This is a genomic window from Pseudovibrio sp. Tun.PSC04-5.I4 (assembly GCF_900104145.1).
Classification (GTDB): Bacteria; Pseudomonadota; Alphaproteobacteria; order Rhizobiales; family Stappiaceae; genus Pseudovibrio.
Genome location: NZ_FNLB01000001.1, coordinates 481,159 through 497,406, shown reverse-complemented (window position 1 = coordinate 497,406; position 16,248 = coordinate 481,159). Strand labels below are relative to the sequence as shown.

Genomic DNA, 16,248 nt, shown 5'->3' with positions numbered 1-16,248 from the left:
CGGCATGTTCTATAATTGTTCTCAATTTTGGTCACTTTTGTAGCTTTTAAGCGCTGACGCCAGACACCCCCGTTGATCGTTTTTCCATTGTACTGGCGTTATCAGCGCGACAATGCTTTATGTTGGCTTCGATACAATGATAAGGTAGACGAAATCAATGACAGACCGTTTTGAACGCCACCGCCAAGCGTGGACACATGAAGAAATTCAGAAGCTGCATATGCTGGTGACAAAGGGGATGAGTTTAAAGGCCATAGCCAAATCTCTCACACGTTCTGAAGAATCAACTAAGAATAGAGCAAAGCTAGACAAACTAAAGATTCAAAAAATGCGCTGATTCCTTATACTCAGTTCATCACAAAAGATGCTTTTATGCCGGTGTGCGCTTGGTTGGTACTTAACGCCGACCTCAATGTTCTTAATGCAAACGCCTCCTATCCGGGTTGTGTCGCAAGTTTTTCATTTTCACGCAGCACTACTTCCGCGGGGCACAATTATCCTGCAAGCACCTTGAACTGGCAAAAGGCTGGATCTACGTTGGTGGCCATGCTTGCTTCAAGGGGCCATTCGGGGAAGACAAGGTCAGAAAAATTGCTTGTATGGCGCGTATCAGACGCAAGTTCGTTGATGTTCATGCCTCACAAAGCTCACGTATTGTCGGTGAGGCCATCCAGCAGATTGCAATGCTTTATGTAATCGAGAAACAGGTCCGTGGGAAGCCGCCGTCAGAGCGTGTGAACCTCAGGCAAGTCCATGCCAAACCCGTATTCGAGGATCTGGAAGAATGGTAGCACGCTCTGCTTTCCAGAATATCCGGTAAGTCCCCTTTAGCCAGAGCAATCCGCTATGCGCTCACTCGCATGCCAAAGGCGCGACCTTATCTTAATAACGGTCATCTGGAGCTGGACAACAATGCGGCCAAGCTCAACAACGTCGGCCCGCAAGCCGAGCTCACTTGGGTGCTGGCTCAAATTGTCGACCACAAGATCAATTGCATCAACGATCTCACGCCATGGTGTTACGCTGCAAAAACAACGCAACTGAAGCGACCCAAGTTAAATAGTAACCGTCCGCTCATGACCGTCTTACTTGATTGCATTTGATTGAGTATTTTCTTCTTCAGTTCTAGCTGAGGAGGTAAGTCATTGTTGGAAGGATCGAAGCCACGGCGGTCGTGGACACGGGTAGAAAAGGCGGCAATCACCGCGCAAGTTGGGGTTGATGGAGCAACGCTGTTCGGTGTTGCGCAGAGCCATGGTGTCAGCCGGTGCTTGCTGAAGCGATGGATGGCTAAGTACGGCGACAGCAACACAAGCGAAGACCCGCAGGGTCCCCTTCTTGTGCCTGTTGTTGTTACTGATCCTGAACCATCAGGACCAGTTGTTATTGAGGTTGGGCTCGGGAACGGTCGCAGCCTGAGGGTTTCCAGTGACTTAAGTGATGCGCAGGTTCGCCGGTTTATTGCGCTGGTGGAAGCGACATGATCGGCCCGGGAACAGGTGTGCGGGTTTATCTTGCGTGCGGTGTGACGGATATGCGCAAGGGCATTGCGGGTCTGACCGCTTTGGCGGAGACGGAATTACGCCAGCGCCCTGCAAATGGCGCCGTGTTTGCGTTTCGCGGGCGGCGCGGCGACCGGATCAAACTGCTCTATTGGGATGGTCAGGGTTTTTGCCTTTACTACAAGGTACTGGGTGCGCCTCGAACCTGGTTTCGACCGGGGCGCTTATGTTTGGAATTCTAGTGAAAGGAGGGGTTTCCTTTAACAGACCGTCCTTTACTGCGAAAGGGCGAGAGCCGAAGCGGCGGTGATTTGTCGTGAACTGGCAAGGTGACGTAGCCCGTGGGATAAAGAGATGTGCGACGAAGCCATTAAGTCAAGACCCATCTTCAGGCTGAGTATTGGAAGGTTGAGGAACACGAACCGGCTAAACCGTATCTGAGGGGCTGAATTGTAGCCTCCGCCTACATGGCTTAACAGGCGGAACATCGGTCGCGCCATGGATTTCATGACCGGAAGCGCGCAAACCGACAGCGTACTCCAGAAACGCTTTCGAGGGTGTCGTCAACTTATGCAGTTTGTTGGCGATGGCCGATGCCGACTTGCGGGACGCAAGGGAAAAGACTACGGCCGGCAGCCTAACCAATACGCTTTAAGTCCAACATAGGAACGAGGGAAGGCGTGTGCCGAATGAGGTTGGTATATTTAATACTCGCAAGGGAGTTCACCCCGATGACGGCCACGCTGGCGGAGTTCCCGTAGTAGTCCGAGATAGGGAAAGCCTGTCACATGGCGAAGGGGAACAGTTCAAGCTGCTTAGGGCTGCACATTAACTGACCACAACGAGGTGAAGACCTTTGATAATCAGCGACATGCAACACAAGCTTGCGAAATGGGCGCAGGACGAGCGAACCAGAAGATTTGATCGCCTCTTACGCTTAATTGCCGATCGGACTTGGCTGACTGAGGCTGCCCGGGTTGCCTTGGCGTCGAGCGGCGCAAAGACCCCGGGCGTAGATGGCGTGGACCGAGATCGTTTCCGACAAAATGAGGAGGAACTCCTTGCGACGTTGGGGCGATCTCTGCTGGATGGGACCTATGCGCCCGCTCCAACACGACGCGTCTACATCCCGAAAGGGAACGGAAAGCTGAGACCGTTGGGAATACCGACACTGACGGATCGCATAGTACAGCGCGCCATGCTGATGGTGATGGAGCCGATTTGGGAAAGCGACTTCAGTCCTTACTCATATGGTTTCAGGCCACAGCGTAGCGTGCACCACGCGATCCGGGCCGTTTTGATGCAGACAACGGATGGCAGGAACACAAAGGGTCGCTGGGTGATCGAAGGTGATCTAGCAAGCTACTTTGATACTGTCCATCACCGCAAGCTGCTCTCGTGTGTGCGCAAGCGCATCCGGGACAAACGGTTTATCGCACTGCTCTGGAGGCTTTTGAAGGCAGGTCACATCGATAAAGGCCTCTTCTGCGCCGCCAGCAAGGGCGTTCCTCAAGGCGGGGTTCTTTCTCCGCTTCTGTCCAACATTATGCTCAATGAGTTTGATCGTTGGATGGATGAGAAATTCCTTGGAAAAGCAGCGCGCAACAAACGTCGTGGTTGGAATGAGAGCGTCAGAAAAGCCAGCCCTGTGGCGGTTCGTGAGAACCGCTGTCGCAGACCGGCAGTGTCCTATTGCCGTTATGCCGATGACTTTGTTGTCATCGTCAAAGGCACGAAGGCACAGGCGCTCGCGGTACGCGAGGAATGCCGAGCATTCCTGGAAGGCGATCTGGCATTGACGTTAAACATGGAGAAAACCCATGTCACTCATGTTAATGATGGGTTTGTCTTTCTCGGTCACCGGATCATTCGCAAACGCGGTCCCCGTGGCGTGATGCGGCCAGTAACGACCATTCCCCGAGAGAAAACCAGCGGTTTCAAACATCGACTGGTTAAGGCTCTTAGCGGCGACCACAATACGCCCCATACCGACATGATTAAGCGGCTAAACCGCCAACTCATGGGTTGGGCAAACTTCTATCAGTTCACCGATTACACATCCAAGGTCTTCCAGCACGTCGATACCGTCGTGTTCTGGAAAATGGCACATTGGCTGGGGCGCAAGTATCGCTCGCGCATCTCTCGTCTGATGCGAAAGTGGTTCGCGCGGCCGTATGGCTTAAAAGCCAAGACATGGATGGTGCACTCGATGACGAAAGAAGGAGTACGCGTTTCAAGCATCTTGTACCGGCTAACCAATCATCAGCGCGGGCAATTCCGCTGGAAGACACCACGTTCAAATCCTTATCTTCGGGAAAAGAACGAGGCTCCTTTCTACGAAACGCACTATCGTGGTCTCGTGCTGGCTTTCTAGCCAAGCTTGAATGGAGAGCCGTATGCGGTGAAAGCCGCACGTACGGTTCGGAGGGGAGAAACGTCAGCTGTGGCTGACGTCTCTTACCCTACAAAAGGGCCGGTTCCCGTGGCCTTCACCAGTCGATGGCTCAGCCAGATTGACCTCAGCACAGCTGGCCATGCTGTGGGAAGGGATGGACTGGAGACGCCCAAGCTGGGGAGCTCCGCCCGCTCGAATGGGGTGAATATCTTTGGTTTTGAATAAGGCATTGCTTTGATATCGGAGATATATGAGGTAAAATACCCATATGAACCAATCTCTTAACCCCCTTCCTAATGACCCTGCTTTGCTCAAGGCATTGCTGTTGTCCGCCCAAAGTGAGATTGAAGCTTTAAGCGGTAAGGTTGAGAGTTTACAAGCTAATGAGCAAGCCCATCTGGTTCTGATTGCATCACTCAAACAAGCTTTGGCTAAGTTGCGCAGGCAACGCTTTGGCGCATCTTCAGAAAAGATCGACCGCGAGATTGCGCAGCTTGAACTGGCGTTGGAAAACCTGGAGGTTGCCCACCCATGCCAGGAGCCGGAAGGTGAGCGGTTACCCGTGCCCGAACTGGCCACCTCCGCACTTGAAAAACCACCCAAACCAACCCGCGGCAAACCTCGGGTGAGCAGCGATGTGGACCGCGAGCGCGTTACTCTGCAATCACCAGAAGCGTGCCCCGAGTGTGGTGGCAAGCTGCGGCTCATCGGGGAGGATGTATCTGAGCTGGTGGAGTTCATCACCGCAAAACTGAAGGTGATTGAAACAGCAAGGCCCAAGAAATCCTGTCGGGTGTGCGAGAAAATCGTGCAAGCTCCAGCGCCAACCCGGCCTATTGAAAAATCCAGTGCCGGAGCCAGCTTACTGGCGCATATTCTGGTCTCCAAGTTCGATGATCATTTGCCGCTATACCGTCAAAACGAGATCCTTGCCCGGCACGGCATTGATATTCCCCGCTCTACTTTGTCGGACTGGTGCGGGCTTGCCATGAAAACGCTGGCCCCGCTAACCGAACTGCTTAAAGCTGAGGTGATGCTCTCAGATCGCCTACACACCGATGACACACCCATTGATGTACTGGGGCGTCAGTTCAAGGCGGCGAGCGGTCCCGGCAAAGCTTCAAGGCAGGGCCGGATCTGGACCTATGTACGCGATGATCGTCCCTTCGCAGGAGAAGCCCCGCCTATCGCGGCCTATTGGTTCTCAGCCGATCGCAAGGCCGTAAACCCGGTGGATCACCTTAAAGAGTTCTCCGGAATCCTGCAGGCCGATGCCTATGCCGGCTACAGGCAGCTTTACGAGGTGGGCAAGATAAAGGAAGCCGCCTGCTGGGCACATTGGCGTCGCGACTTCCATGATATCTTCACCGCCACCAAATCAGAACTGGCCAGATACGCGTTAGAACAGATTGGTAAGCTTTATGACATCGAGCGCCAGATCAGCGGAAAACCACCAGACCAGCGGCATGAGGTACGGCAGAAGCACAGTAAACCCATCGCTCAGGCCTTCAAGGCCTGGTGTGAAGCTCAACTTACTCGCGTCTCAGGCAAATCCAACCTTGCCAGAGCTATCCGCTATGGCCTTTCCCGCTGGCACGCCTTCACCCTGTTCCTCGACGAGGGCCGTGTCGCGATCGATAACAACGCTGCTGAGCGCGCAGTCAGACCTATTGCTCTGGGCCGTAAGAACTTCTTATTTGCTGGATCAATGGCGGGCGGAGAAACTCTAGCCGACGCCATGACGCTGATTGAAACTGCAAAGATGAATGGCCTTAACCCACAAATCTATCTGACCGACATCCTAGCCCGCATCAACGATCACATGATCAACCGCCTCCACGAGCTCCTGCCATGGAACTGGAAGCTGGACGCAAAATCACAGCGGCAAGCCCAAACCTTGGCGCCTTGAGCGGACGGTTACGTTAAATAGGTCGGTTCTTCAATACACTATGTGTGGATTCTGATCACGTTGTTCCGTTGAGAGCCTGAGTTGGGGGCGCTGGGTAATGTACGGGTCCAGCCATCTTGGTGGGGCAGCCTTCCTTGCTTTTGATGATTTGAAGGGTATGGCTCGTGCCCATTCGCGAAGTATAATCTGGATGAAACGTTCAGCCTTACCATTTGTTGTTGGTGTGTGCGGATGTACATAATGTTCAATAGAGGCAAGGCTTTCGTGAACAGTGTAGCTGGGCCCGTCGTCTGTCATTAATCTCTCCACAGTTACGCTTGTTGCTTGAAACAACGAAGAGCATTTATGAGAAACGCTGCGGTTGAGCGGCGAGTTTCGTTGGGCTGCATCACCACATAAACGTAACCGTCCGCTCAAGGCGCCAGGATTTGGGCTTGCGGCTGTGATTTTGCGTCCAGCTTCCAGTTCCATGGTAGGAGCTCGTGGAGGCGGTTGATTTTGTGATCGTTGATGCAGGCTAGGATGTCGGTCAGATACATTTGCGGGTTAAGGCCATTCATCTTTGCAGTTTCAATCAGCGTCATGGCGTCGGCTAGAGTTTCTCCGCCCGCCATTGATCCAGCAAATAAGAAGTTCTTACGGCCCAGTGCGATGGGTCTGACTGCGCGCTCAGCTGCATTGTTATCGATCGCGACACGGCCCTCGTCGAGAAACAAGGTGAAGGCGTGCCAGCGGGAGAGGCCATAGCGGATGGCTTTGGCCAGCGGTGATTTGCCTGAGATGCGGGCAAGCTGAGCTTCACACCAGGCCTTGAAGGCCTGAGCGATGGGTTTACTGTGCTTCTGCCGTACCTCATGCCGCTGGTCTGGTGGTTTTCCGCTGATCTGGCGTTCGATGTCATAAAGTTTGCCGATCTGCTCCAGTGCGTATCTGGCCAGTTCTGATTTGGTGGCGGTGAAGATATCATGGAAGTCGCGGCGCCAATGCGCCCAGCAGGCGGCTTCTTTAATGTCCCCGCTGTCATAAAGTTGCTTGTAGCCAGCATAGGCATCGGCCTGCAGAATGCCGGAAAACTCTTTGAGGTGGGATCGTGGATTGTCAGCCTTGCGATTTGCGGAGAACCAATAGGCAGCAATAGGCGGGGCCTCTCCTGCGAAGGGGCGATCATCGCGCACATAGGTCCAGATCCGGCCCTGCCTCGAAGCTTTGCCGGAACCGCTCACCGTCTTGAACTGACGACCCAGTACATCAATGGGCGTGTCATCGGTGTGCAGGCGATCTGAGAGCATCACCTCAACTTTAAGCAGTTCGGTCAGCGGAGCCAGTGTTTTCATGGCAAGCCCGCACCAGTCCGACAAAGTAGAGCGGGGAATATCAATGCCGTGCCGGGCAAAGATCTCGTTTTGACGGTATAGCGGCAAATGATCATCGAACTTGGAGATCAGAATATGCGCCAGTAAGCTGGCTCCGGCACTGGATTTTTCAATGGGCCGGGTTGGTGCTGGAGCTTGCACGATTTTCTCGCACACCCGGCAGGACGTCTTGGGCCTTGCTGTTTCAATCACCTTCAGTTTTGCGGTGATGAACTCCACCAGTTCAGACACATCCTCCCCGATGAGCCGCAGCTTGCCACCACAATCGGGGCACGCTACTGGTGATTGCAGAGTAACGCGCTCGCGGTCCACATCGCTGCTCACCCGAGGTTTGCCGCGGGCCGGTTTGGGTGGCTTTTCAAGTGCGGAGGTGGCCAGTTCGGGCACGGGCAACCGTTCACCTTCCGGCTCCTGGCATGGGTGGGCAACCTCCAGGTTTTCCAACGCCAGTTCAAGCTGGGCAATCTCGCGGTCGATCTTTTCTGAAGATGCGCCAAAGCGCTGCCTGCGCAACTTGGCCAAAGCCTGTTTGAACGATGTGATCAGAACCAGATGGGCTTGCTCATTAGCTTGTAAACTCTCAACCTTACCGCTTAAAGCTTCAATCTCACTTTGGGCGGACAACAGCAATGCCTTGAGCAAAGCAGGGTCATTAGGAAGGGAGTTAAGAGACTGGTTCATATGGGTATTTTACCTCGTGTAACTCCAATCTCAAAGCAATGTCCTATTCAAAACCAAAGATATTCACCCCATTCGAGCGGGCGGAGCTCCCCAGCTTGGGCGTCTCCAGTCCATCCCTTCCCACAGCATGGCCAGCTGTGCTGAAGTAAGTCGGGCTGAGCCATCGACTGGCGAAGGCCACGGGAACCGGCCTGTTTGTAGGGTAAGAGACGTCAGCCACAGCTGACGTTTCTCCCCTCCGAACCGTACGTGCGGCTTTCACCGCATACGGCTCTCCATTCAAGCTTGGCTAGAAAGCCAGCACGAGACCACGATAGTGCGTTTCGTAGAAAGGAGCCTCGTTCTTTTCCCGAAGATAAGGATTTGAACGTGGTGTCTTCCAGCGGAATTGCCCGCGCTGATGATTGGTTAGCCGGTACAAGATGCTTGAAACGCGTACTCCTTCTTTCGTCATCGAGTGCACCATCCATGTCTTGGCTTTTAAGCCATACGGCCGCGCGAACCACTTTCGCATCAGACGAGAGATGCGCGAGCGATACTTGCGCCCCAGCCAATGTGCCATTTTCCAGAACACGACGGTATCGACGTGCTGGAAGACCTTGGATGTGTAATCGGTGAACTGATAGAAGTTTGCCCAACCCATGAGTTGGCGGTTTAGCCGCTTAATCATGTCGGTATGGGGCGTATTGTGGTCGCCGCTAAGAGCCTTAACCAGTCGATGTTTGAAACCGCTGGTTTTCTCTCGGGGAATGGTCGTTACTGGCCGCATCACGCCACGGGGACCGCGTTTGCGAATGATCCGGTGACCGAGAAAGACAAACCCATCATTAACATGAGTGACATGGGTTTTCTCCATGTTTAACGTCAATGCCAGATCGCCTTCCAGGAATGCTCGGCATTCCTCGCGTACCGCGAGCGCCTGTGCCTTCGTGCCTTTGACGATGACAACAAAGTCATCGGCATAACGGCAATAGGACACTGCCGGTCTGCGACAGCGGTTCTCACGAACCGCCACAGGGCTGGCTTTTCTGACGCTCTCATTCCAACCACGACGTTTGTTGCGCGCTGCTTTTCCAAGGAATTTCTCATCCATCCAACGATCAAACTCATTGAGCATAATGTTGGACAGAAGCGGAGAAAGAACCCCGCCTTGAGGAACGCCCTTGCTGGCGGCGCAGAAGAGGCCTTTATCGATGTGACCTGCCTTCAAAAGCCTCCAGAGCAGTGCGATAAACCGTTTGTCCCGGATGCGCTTGCGCACACACGAGAGCAGCTTGCGGTGATGGACAGTATCAAAGTAGCTTGCTAGATCACCTTCGATCACCCAGCGACCCTTTGTGTTCCTGCCATCCGTTGTCTGCATCAAAACGGCCCGGATCGCGTGGTGCACGCTACGCTGTGGCCTGAAACCATATGAGTAAGGACTGAAGTCGCTTTCCCAAATCGGCTCCATCACCATCAGCATGGCGCGCTGTACTATGCGATCCGTCAGTGTCGGTATTCCCAACGGTCTCAGCTTTCCGTTCCCTTTCGGGATGTAGACGCGTCGTGTTGGAGCGGGCGCATAGGTCCCATCCAGCAGAGATCGCCCCAACGTCGCAAGGAGTTCCTCCTCATTTTGTCGGTGTCAATGCTGAGTCAAATTTCCCCACATGTGCTGGACGGAAAGTCCTCAGTTTGAGTATTTGGTGACCAGCCTTGTCTGTGGGTCTAACTCTCCTTTTTGGGTGGCCTGCCGCGTCGTTTTGGTGGTGGAGGTGGAGCTATTGAAGCGTTAGCCCGTACGTGCTCTGGCATGAGGTCCGCATGGCTGCGCAACCGATAACTAGCACCTTCGATCTGGATGACGACGGCATGATGCAAAAGCCGATCGAGAAGGGCTGTGGCAATAACGCGATCACCAAAGATCTCCCCCCATTCCGCAAAGCCACGGTTTGAGGTGAGGATCATGGATCCCTTTTCATATTTGGCATTGACGAGCTGGAAGAACAAGTTTGCTCCCCCATTGGTAATTGGCAGATAACCGATTTCATCGACGATTAGCAGTGAAGTTCGTGCAAAGAAGCGTAGTTTCTCAGTCAACCGCCCTTCTTTTTCAGCTTTTGCCAAGGCTTCGATGAGGTGAGCTAAAGCAATGCGATACACCCGTTTACCCGCTTTAACGGCTGCAACCCCAAGAGCAGTTGCCAGATGGCTCTTTCCTGTACCAGGTGGACCGAGAAAGTGTACCACTTCATTGCGAGTGATGAACTCCAGTTCGGCTAGAGCCATGATGCGATCCCTGTCCAGCGAGGGCTGGAAGGTAAAGTCGAAGCTTTCCAGTGTTTTTATCGGAGTAAGCCGCGCTGTCGTCAGGGCGACGCCGATACGGCGGCCCTCGCGTGTTGAATATTCTTCATTGAGCAGAGAATCCAGGGCCTCCAGTGCCGTGAGTTCCCCTTGTTCCAATTGGCTCAGCGTGTGGTCGAGCACCTCTAAAGCCCGCGGCATTTTTAAGCCTACCAGTGAAGACTGAATGCGTTTACTGAGCGAACTCATGGCTTACCTCCAGTACTGGCAAGTCGTTGGCCTACCGCTTCATAGAACTCCAGTGGGCGTTGGTTTACACCGCTGTGTTTGGTTGGCTCCGCAGCCAGACGACGGCGCTGTGTTGCCCGTGGAGGAGCCTTGCGATGGCATGGATCAACCCGGCGCTGGTTCTTTCCCTCCATGACCGGATGGGTGGCGATGAGCTGACCGTTTTCATAGATGCGCACCTCTTGCGGGTGATGCTGGACTTCGACCATCCGTTTCTTAACGGTGTCCGGCACTGAATAAAGATTACCTCCAACGGAGACCATGCCATCACGCGTGACCCGCCGCTCCACCAGTAAAACAGCATCATAAGGGTGCGCTGGCAAAGGGATCAGAGCGGGCTGTTCCTCTCCAAAGACCTCGCCCACCACACGGTTGGTGGTGGCATGAACACGGGCATTGGCAATTTCCTTGCACCAGCGTGTGAACTGGGCATTAAGATCGTCCAGATCGCGGAACGTACGACCAAGGAAGAAATCCTGCCGGATGTAACGAAATGGCCGCTCCACCTTGCCCTTGGTTTTGGCCCGGTAGGGCTGGCAGGCATCCGGCTGAGCGCCATAATGGTCCAGAAGAGCGACAAGAGCAGGATTAAAAAGAACAGTGCCATCTGGCTCCTCTCCCAGAACGGCTGTCTTCATGCGATCATACAGGACTTCCAGTGTCGCTCCGCCGAAGACCTCAAAGGCCGCGATATGACAACGCAGGACTGTCTCTAGTTTTTGATTGGCACAATAGCGCCCCCACAAAAACCGTGAATTACTCAGCACCATTGAAAACAAAAAGACTTTTCGCACCACATCTGGTTCACTGGTGAACTCCACCTGAAACTCAGCAAAATCTACCTGTGCCTGCTGGCCTGGTGCTGTCTCAAAGCGCCGTTCAAATGCATGCGGAGGAGCTGGACGGATCAGGCGAAGATATTCCGTTACAGTGGAGTAACCGCCCTTAAACCCCAGTGTCTTCAGCTCACGAAGCAAGCGCCGGGCAGATAGACCGGGAAACCGCTCCAGTCGCTCAAGTAAATAGCCTTTGTATTCCTCCAGTACACGCCCGTCACGCTGGCGGGGGCCGTAGACAGGAGCTTCAAGGCCTTGGTGTAAGTATTTGCTGACCGTCTTTCTATCCAGCCCGGCTTTGCGCGCTATGGCACTTACAGACAGTCCCTGCTGCTTCAAATTATGGATCATTACGATCTTCCCTAGATTGACCACTCCTCCACACCCCTTCTTTCCAACAGGAACGTAGAGGAGAGTTTGGCCAACTTTTGTTTGAAGGGGCATGCCCCTTCAAACAAAAGTCAAAGCTGAAAAAGTGGGGAATTTTCAACCAGCGCTTTTGGGGAGAATACATCCAGCACTGACAGTCGGAAACGATCTCGGTCCACGCCATCTACGCCCGGGGTCTTTGCGCCGCTCGACGCCAAGACCCCGGGCAGCCTCAGTCAGCCAAGTCCGATCGGCAATTAAGCGTAAGAGGCGATCAAATCTTCTGGTTCGCTCGTCCTGCGCCCATTTCGCAAGCTTGTGTTGCATGTCGCTGATTATCAAAGGTCTTCACCTCGTTGTGGTCAGTTAATGTGCAGCCCTAAGCAGCTTGAACTGTTCCCCTTCGCCATGTGACAGGCTTTCCCTATCTCGGACTACTACGGGAACTCCGCCAGCGTGGCCGTCATCGGGGTGAACTCCCTTGCGAGTATTAAATATACCAACCTCATTCGGCACACGCCTTCCCTCGTTCCTATGTTGGACTTAAAGCGTATTGGTTAGGCTGCCGGCCGTAGTCTTTTCCCTTGCGTCCCGCAAGTCGGCATCGGCCATCGCCAACAAACTGCATAAGTTGACGACACCCTCGAAAGCGTTTCTGGAGTACGCTGTCGGTTTGCGCGCTTCCGGTCATGAAATCCATGGCGCGACCGATGTTCCGCCTGTTAAGCCATGTAGGCGGAGGCTACAATTCAGCCCCTCAGATACGGTTTAGCCGGTTCGTGTTCCTCAACCTTCCAATACTCAGCCTGAAGATGGGTCTTGACTTAATGGCTTCGTCGCACATCTCTTTATCCCACGGGCTACGTCACCTTGCCAGTTCACGACAAATCACCGCCGCTTCGGCTCTCGCCCTTTCGCAGTAAAGGACGGTCTGTTAAAGGAAACCCCTCCTTTCACTAGAATTCCAAACATAAGCGCCCCGGTCGAAACCAGGTTCGAGGCGCACCCAGCACCTTGTAGTAAAGGCAGAACCCCTGACCATCCCAGTAAAGCAACTTGATCCGGTCCCCGCGCCGTCCGCGAAAAGCAAACACGGCGCCACTTGCAGGGCGCTGGCGTAATTCCGTCTCCGCCAAAGCGGTCAAACCGGCAATGCCCTTGCGCATATCCGTCACACCGCACGCAAGATAAACCCGCACACCTGTTCCCGGTCCGATCATGTCGCTTCCACCAGCGCAATAAACCGGCGAACCTGCGCATCACTTAAGTCACTGGAAAGTCGCAGGCTCCGACCATTCCCGAGCCCAACCTCAATAACGGCGGGTCCTGACGGTTCTGGATCAGTAACAACAACAGGCACAAAAAGGGGAGCCTTCGTGTTTTCACTTGTGTTGCTGTTGCCGTACTTAGCCATCCATCGCTTCAGCAAGCACCGGCTGACATCATGGCTCTGCGCAACATCGAACAGCGTTGCTCCATCAACCCCAACTTGCGCGGTGATTGCCGCCTTTTCTACCCGTGTCCACGACCGCCGTGGCTTCGATCCATCCAACAATGACTTGCCTCCTCAGCAAAAACTGAAGAAGAAAATACTCAATCAAACGCAATCAAGTAAGGCGGTCTTGAGCGGACGGTTACACATAAACAAGGCGAGTGGCATCATCAACGCGACAAGCAAATAGTCCCAGCCTAGACGGGCTGATCTGTGATTGCCTATCCGCATTGCAGATTTGGGGTACGAGATGGGCAGAGCTCATCCTCAGACACTTCGTGAACGCGTTATAGCGCTTGTAGTAGGGCATTCACATCGGCAAGCAGCAACGTAGTTCAGGGTTTGGTGAGTTTTATGAACGACTTGGTGATCCTGAAGCGTGAAACAGGTGGTGTGGAGCTGCGGGCGCAGAGCAATGGCGGAGGCCATGGCAAACTCGCCAGCCTTAGGAGCTGCATTGAAGCACGGATGGTCACAACTTCTTTAAAGCTGCAGGATATGAACCCGATTAAACGCAACATGCTCTTGCCGATTTAATCAGTGAAATACGTGTGTCCTTGGGAAGCACAGAATTCAAAACATAATCGCGCTCAACGCCGGGCAGATGAGTGAATTTATTTCGCGCAACCAATATATTCTGAGACTGCCTAACTACATGACCGGTCGCGGAGAAATCAAAACCGTAAAGGTCTAATTCCCTTAAGTTGGTTTGCATTAGGAAGTCGATCCAAATCAAACCTGAAGTAGGATCGGTTGCTAATTTTCGCTTCAACTCAGATGTAATATGAGGAGGAAGTTTCTCAATCCGTCTTTTCATCAGCAATCCGAAGGAGATGTGTTGCGTGTTGGGATGGCAAGCTATCATCCTGCAATTGAAGAGTGGTGCAAAGAATGTCTGGCGGCTTTTGTCGACGGTAGAACATGACCATATGTCTGTTCTTCTTCCAGTAGCACAGACATGAGTATGCGCGTCAATTAGCTCTTCTGGAGCATTTTTCCGTAATATGGGATACGGGTCTTGCCCTACCGACCGGCTGTCGTGAAAGATCCCATACAGAAACTCTTTAGGAATTTGGTGTGCTCCAATACCATCGCGCACAATAAGAGGATAGCCCAAATTTAATCTTATGACGATGTCGTGCCGGTCAATTTCTTCGCCGTGACAGCTGTCCAACAGGCTGGAAGCGTTGCCTACCAAAGCTATACGTTTGCCATCCAAGAACGAGGGATCAAACTTGGGCAGGAAATGGTTCTTCAGCCGTTTGTTAGCAAGAGTGAGGCCATAGTTTTTGTACTTCCAAATCTTAGAAATTAAACCGAAAGTCGATTTATTCAATGCATGTAGTTTCTTGTGCCTTGATAGGTCTGCTTTACGGCTATTCGTATGATTTTCCCCCTCAAAAGAAGATATACTCGCACATGCTTCATGTTCCCATCTATCTAGGTGTGGATTATTCAGTTTGGTAAGTACACTTGTTTCTGAATCTCGGAAATTCAGCCTGCTATTATCGATCTTACAAGCAAACTCAAACAGAAACCAAGATAAAAATAGGTCGTATCGGTTTAGACGGGTTTGTGGGTTTTCATCCAAAGCCTGATGGATCGATGCACCTATAGTCTCGGCAGTTGCGGTTGTTACAACCGCATCATAGATTGCTTTCCCAAATGCTATCACGGGCTTATTTAGCAACATCGCCTCGAAACCAACACCACTATTTATGACAACAACAGCTTTTGATTTCCTGATTACGTCATGAATGTGCCCGTGAATCGAAAATTTGACAAATGTACCTGAATATCGCGCGCTCATCCTCATAAAGAACTTGGAATGATCGTGTGGGTGTTTTCTAAACAAAACTGTTAGCTGTGATGACTGCGCAAATTTTGAGATCAGATCTACGAGATTTTCCTGTCCGCAATTCCCAAAGTTAGAAAGAGCTTCGTCATCTGGTACTTGAAGCGGTATTAGAAGATCAAAAAGCGATAAATGCTTTATGTTCTTGTGCCCTTGGTCTGCACGCGTTTGCCTACTTATCGCGAAATTTGATTTGAACTCCCTATATTTGGGGTCAATATTGTGCCTCAAATATTCAGTTGACTGATATGCATCTCCTTCTGGTCCCCAACCATTTTTCCCGGTCGTAAAAATTTGAGATAGATATTCCTGCATGTAAAATATAACATTTGGTAAATCGATTTGAGATCTTCTTAGATGAGGCGCGTAGACTTTTTTGTAATCTATAAATTTTTCAACGAACAGTTCAGTAATCTCCCAATGAGGGATAGGTATGATTTTGCATGTTTGTTTTTGAGATTGTTCGTACTGTGCAATGATATTTGGAAACAGTCTCCACGCAACTCTGTTGGGCCTTGATAATCTTTCAGCCCTCATTAAGAATTCATTCCTTTTGAGTAGATGCTTTGTTCCCACATCCTGCTTTTGCGCCAAAATTATTATGTCCGGTCTGACTAGTTTTTTCGATGGGGCTTCCACGTCAAACTCATAATAATCAGGAAATTGACTAAACTTAGCTAAATTGTTGTTTTTATTATTCTTTCCATGTGATGTCGAGTTTTCGGACCATCCGTCAGTCAAGATCGTTTCTAGAGATCTTGAATGTTTTCCAACAAAGCGTTTGGTTTGCCAATTTGAATGTAACCATGTCACGTATGGCCCTTTACCATCCTTTCCAGTCCAGGTGGAGATGTCGGCATTATGTAAATCAACTGGGAGAAAATTTAGATCTTGTTTGCAGGAAGTGCGGATATTCATAACTAAAACAGGCTGTAGGGTTGATCTAAGTAACCATTTAGAGGCTGCGGCTGAATTCAAAATGGGTTCTGAATTTCTTTTCGATCTAATTGTGTAAATTACCGAATTGTATATTAGTTTCTCTCTGAGGAATTCAACTGCTTTCTGGGGTTTACAAGTAAAATTAAATATAATCCGCATTCCAGGAGAAAACTCTTCCATGTGCGCTAGAAAGCTTTCTCCATGTGTGAACAATTCATCATGAGAACAAGTTACAAGTATTTGCCAGAAATGATTATCTTGTAGTTCACTATTTATTCTTTGAAGATAATGAGACATGGATAAGTCCTCAGATAAACAAG

17 protein-coding genes and 2 pseudogenes are annotated in these 16,248 nt (G+C 51.7%); 9 read left to right on the top strand and 10 right to left on the bottom strand.

Annotated elements, in window-relative coordinates:
• Nucleotides 1–157: 157 nt before the first annotated feature.
• The 8 genes and pseudogenes from BLS62_RS02355 to BLS62_RS02320 all read left to right on the top strand — a co-directional run bounded on the left by BLS62_RS02355 (nucleotide 158) and on the right by BLS62_RS02320 (nucleotide 5,806).
• The gene (locus tag BLS62_RS02355; RefSeq protein ID WP_093176435.1) at nucleotides 158–337 is read left to right on the top strand and encodes a hypothetical protein; all 180 of its coding nucleotides are present in this window, start codon (nucleotides 158–160) and stop codon (nucleotides 335–337) included.
• Between the two features lie 106 nt (nucleotides 338–443).
• A pseudogene (locus BLS62_RS32505) lies at nucleotides 444–908 on the top strand (transposase); the annotation flags it as partial.
• Nucleotides 897–1,103 carry a transposase domain-containing protein gene (locus BLS62_RS32750; RefSeq protein WP_348271858.1) on the top strand — a complete coding sequence of 69 codons (207 nt, stop codon included), beginning with the start codon at nucleotides 897–899 and terminating at the stop codon, nucleotides 1,101–1,103. The pseudogene BLS62_RS32505 and the gene BLS62_RS32750, both read left to right, overlap by 12 nt.
• A 42-nt stretch (nucleotides 1,104–1,145) precedes the next feature.
• Nucleotides 1,146–1,484, top strand: a complete 339-nt coding sequence (locus tag BLS62_RS02340) for a transposase (RefSeq protein WP_093176425.1) — start codon at nucleotides 1,146–1,148, stop codon at nucleotides 1,482–1,484.
• The gene (tnpB, locus tag BLS62_RS02335; protein WP_093176422.1) at nucleotides 1,481–1,744 is read left to right on the top strand and encodes an IS66 family insertion sequence element accessory protein TnpB; all 264 of its coding nucleotides are present in this window, start codon (nucleotides 1,481–1,483) and stop codon (nucleotides 1,742–1,744) included. The genes BLS62_RS02340 and tnpB (BLS62_RS02335) overlap by 4 nt, the downstream gene beginning before the upstream one ends.
• Nucleotides 1,745–2,358: 614 nt before the next feature.
• Nucleotides 2,359–3,876, top strand: a complete 1,518-nt coding sequence (gene ltrA / locus BLS62_RS02330; RefSeq protein WP_348271852.1) for a group II intron reverse transcriptase/maturase — start codon at nucleotides 2,359–2,361, stop codon at nucleotides 3,874–3,876.
• A 67-nt stretch (nucleotides 3,877–3,943) separates the two neighbouring features.
• On the top strand, nucleotides 3,944–4,102 hold the full coding sequence (gene tnpB / locus BLS62_RS02325) for an IS66 family insertion sequence element accessory protein TnpB (protein WP_143521489.1): 159 nt from the start codon (nucleotides 3,944–3,946) through the stop codon (nucleotides 4,100–4,102).
• Between the two features lie 63 nt (nucleotides 4,103–4,165).
• Nucleotides 4,166–5,806, top strand: coding sequence for an IS66 family transposase (locus BLS62_RS02320; RefSeq protein WP_093176417.1), 1,641 nt, complete (start codon nucleotides 4,166–4,168; stop codon nucleotides 5,804–5,806).
• A 30-nt stretch (nucleotides 5,807–5,836) separates the two neighbouring features.
• Here BLS62_RS02320 and BLS62_RS30945 read toward each other — a convergent pair whose 3' ends face one another.
• The 9 genes and pseudogenes from BLS62_RS30945 to BLS62_RS02280 form a co-directional block, all read right to left on the bottom strand.
• The gene (locus BLS62_RS30945; RefSeq protein WP_159436462.1) at nucleotides 5,837–6,103 is read right to left on the bottom strand and encodes an integrase core domain-containing protein; all 267 of its coding nucleotides are present in this window, start codon (nucleotides 6,101–6,103) and stop codon (nucleotides 5,837–5,839) included.
• 116 nt (nucleotides 6,104–6,219) lie between these two features.
• On the bottom strand, nucleotides 6,220–7,860 hold the full coding sequence (locus BLS62_RS02310) for an IS66 family transposase (RefSeq protein WP_093176409.1): 1,641 nt from the start codon (nucleotides 7,858–7,860) through the stop codon (nucleotides 6,220–6,222).
• 63 nt (nucleotides 7,861–7,923) lie between these two features.
• A complete protein-coding gene (tnpB, locus tag BLS62_RS32745; RefSeq protein ID WP_143521488.1) occupies nucleotides 7,924–8,082 on the bottom strand; it encodes an IS66 family insertion sequence element accessory protein TnpB in 159 nt (52 codons plus the stop codon).
• Nucleotides 8,083–8,149: 67 nt separating this feature from the next.
• Nucleotides 8,150–9,469, bottom strand: a pseudogene (ltrA, locus tag BLS62_RS02300) (group II intron reverse transcriptase/maturase); the annotation flags it as partial.
• A 101-nt stretch (nucleotides 9,470–9,570) separates the two neighbouring features.
• Nucleotides 9,571–10,398, bottom strand: a complete 828-nt coding sequence (istB, locus tag BLS62_RS02295) for an IS21-like element helper ATPase IstB (RefSeq protein WP_093175407.1) — start codon at nucleotides 10,396–10,398, stop codon at nucleotides 9,571–9,573.
• On the bottom strand, nucleotides 10,395–11,648 hold the full coding sequence (gene istA, locus BLS62_RS02290; protein ID WP_093176930.1) for an IS21 family transposase: 1,254 nt from the start codon (nucleotides 11,646–11,648) through the stop codon (nucleotides 10,395–10,397). The genes istB and istA overlap by 4 nt, the downstream gene beginning before the upstream one ends.
• 111 nt (nucleotides 11,649–11,759) lie before the next feature.
• Nucleotides 11,760–11,969 carry a hypothetical protein gene (locus BLS62_RS30390; RefSeq protein WP_200798437.1) on the bottom strand — a complete coding sequence of 70 codons (210 nt, stop codon included), beginning with the start codon at nucleotides 11,967–11,969 and terminating at the stop codon, nucleotides 11,760–11,762.
• Between the two features lie 629 nt (nucleotides 11,970–12,598).
• Nucleotides 12,599–12,862 carry an IS66 family insertion sequence element accessory protein TnpB gene (tnpB, locus tag BLS62_RS02285; protein ID WP_093176403.1) on the bottom strand — a complete coding sequence of 88 codons (264 nt, stop codon included), beginning with the start codon at nucleotides 12,860–12,862 and terminating at the stop codon, nucleotides 12,599–12,601.
• Complete coding sequence (locus BLS62_RS02280; protein WP_093176400.1) at nucleotides 12,859–13,197, bottom strand: transposase; 339 nt, start codon at nucleotides 13,195–13,197, stop codon at nucleotides 12,859–12,861. The genes tnpB (BLS62_RS02285) and BLS62_RS02280 overlap by 4 nt, the downstream gene beginning before the upstream one ends.
• 291 nt (nucleotides 13,198–13,488) lie before the next feature.
• On the opposite strand from BLS62_RS02280, the gene BLS62_RS02275 reads away from it, so the two are divergent.
• Nucleotides 13,489–13,671 carry a hypothetical protein gene (locus tag BLS62_RS02275; RefSeq protein WP_093176396.1) on the top strand — a complete coding sequence of 61 codons (183 nt, stop codon included), beginning with the start codon at nucleotides 13,489–13,491 and terminating at the stop codon, nucleotides 13,669–13,671.
• Here the strand turns inward: BLS62_RS02275 and BLS62_RS31565 are convergent.
• Nucleotides 13,643–16,225 (bottom strand): glycosyltransferase family 29 protein, encoded by a 2,583-nt coding sequence (locus BLS62_RS31565; RefSeq protein ID WP_093176391.1) that lies wholly within the window; start codon nucleotides 16,223–16,225, stop codon nucleotides 13,643–13,645. The two genes, BLS62_RS02275 and BLS62_RS31565, sit on opposite strands and share 29 nt — an antisense overlap.
• Nucleotides 16,226–16,248: the final 23 nt, after the last annotated feature.

Coding starts and splice junctions, on each gene's coding strand:
- BLS62_RS31565 (WP_093176391.1), bottom strand. CDS start 16,225: ATGTCTCATTATCTTCAAAGAATAAATAGTGAACTACAAGATAATCAT.
- BLS62_RS02275 (WP_093176396.1), top strand. CDS start 13,489: ATGAACGACTTGGTGATCCTGAAGCGTGAAACAGGTGGTGTGGAGCTG.
- BLS62_RS02320 (WP_093176417.1), top strand. CDS start 4,166: ATGAACCAATCTCTTAACCCCCTTCCTAATGACCCTGCTTTGCTCAAG.
- BLS62_RS30945 (WP_159436462.1), bottom strand. CDS start 6,103: ATGACAGACGACGGGCCCAGCTACACTGTTCACGAAAGCCTTGCCTCT.
- istB (WP_093175407.1), bottom strand. CDS start 10,398: ATGAGTTCGCTCAGTAAACGCATTCAGTCTTCACTGGTAGGCTTAAAA.
- BLS62_RS02310 (WP_093176409.1), bottom strand. CDS start 7,860: ATGAACCAGTCTCTTAACTCCCTTCCTAATGACCCTGCTTTGCTCAAG.
- tnpB (WP_093176422.1), top strand. CDS start 1,481: ATGATCGGCCCGGGAACAGGTGTGCGGGTTTATCTTGCGTGCGGTGTG.
- tnpB (WP_093176403.1), bottom strand. CDS start 12,862: ATGATCGGACCGGGAACAGGTGTGCGGGTTTATCTTGCGTGCGGTGTG.
- BLS62_RS30390 (WP_200798437.1), bottom strand. CDS start 11,969: ATGCAACACAAGCTTGCGAAATGGGCGCAGGACGAGCGAACCAGAAGA.
- BLS62_RS02355 (WP_093176435.1), top strand. CDS start 158: ATGACAGACCGTTTTGAACGCCACCGCCAAGCGTGGACACATGAAGAA.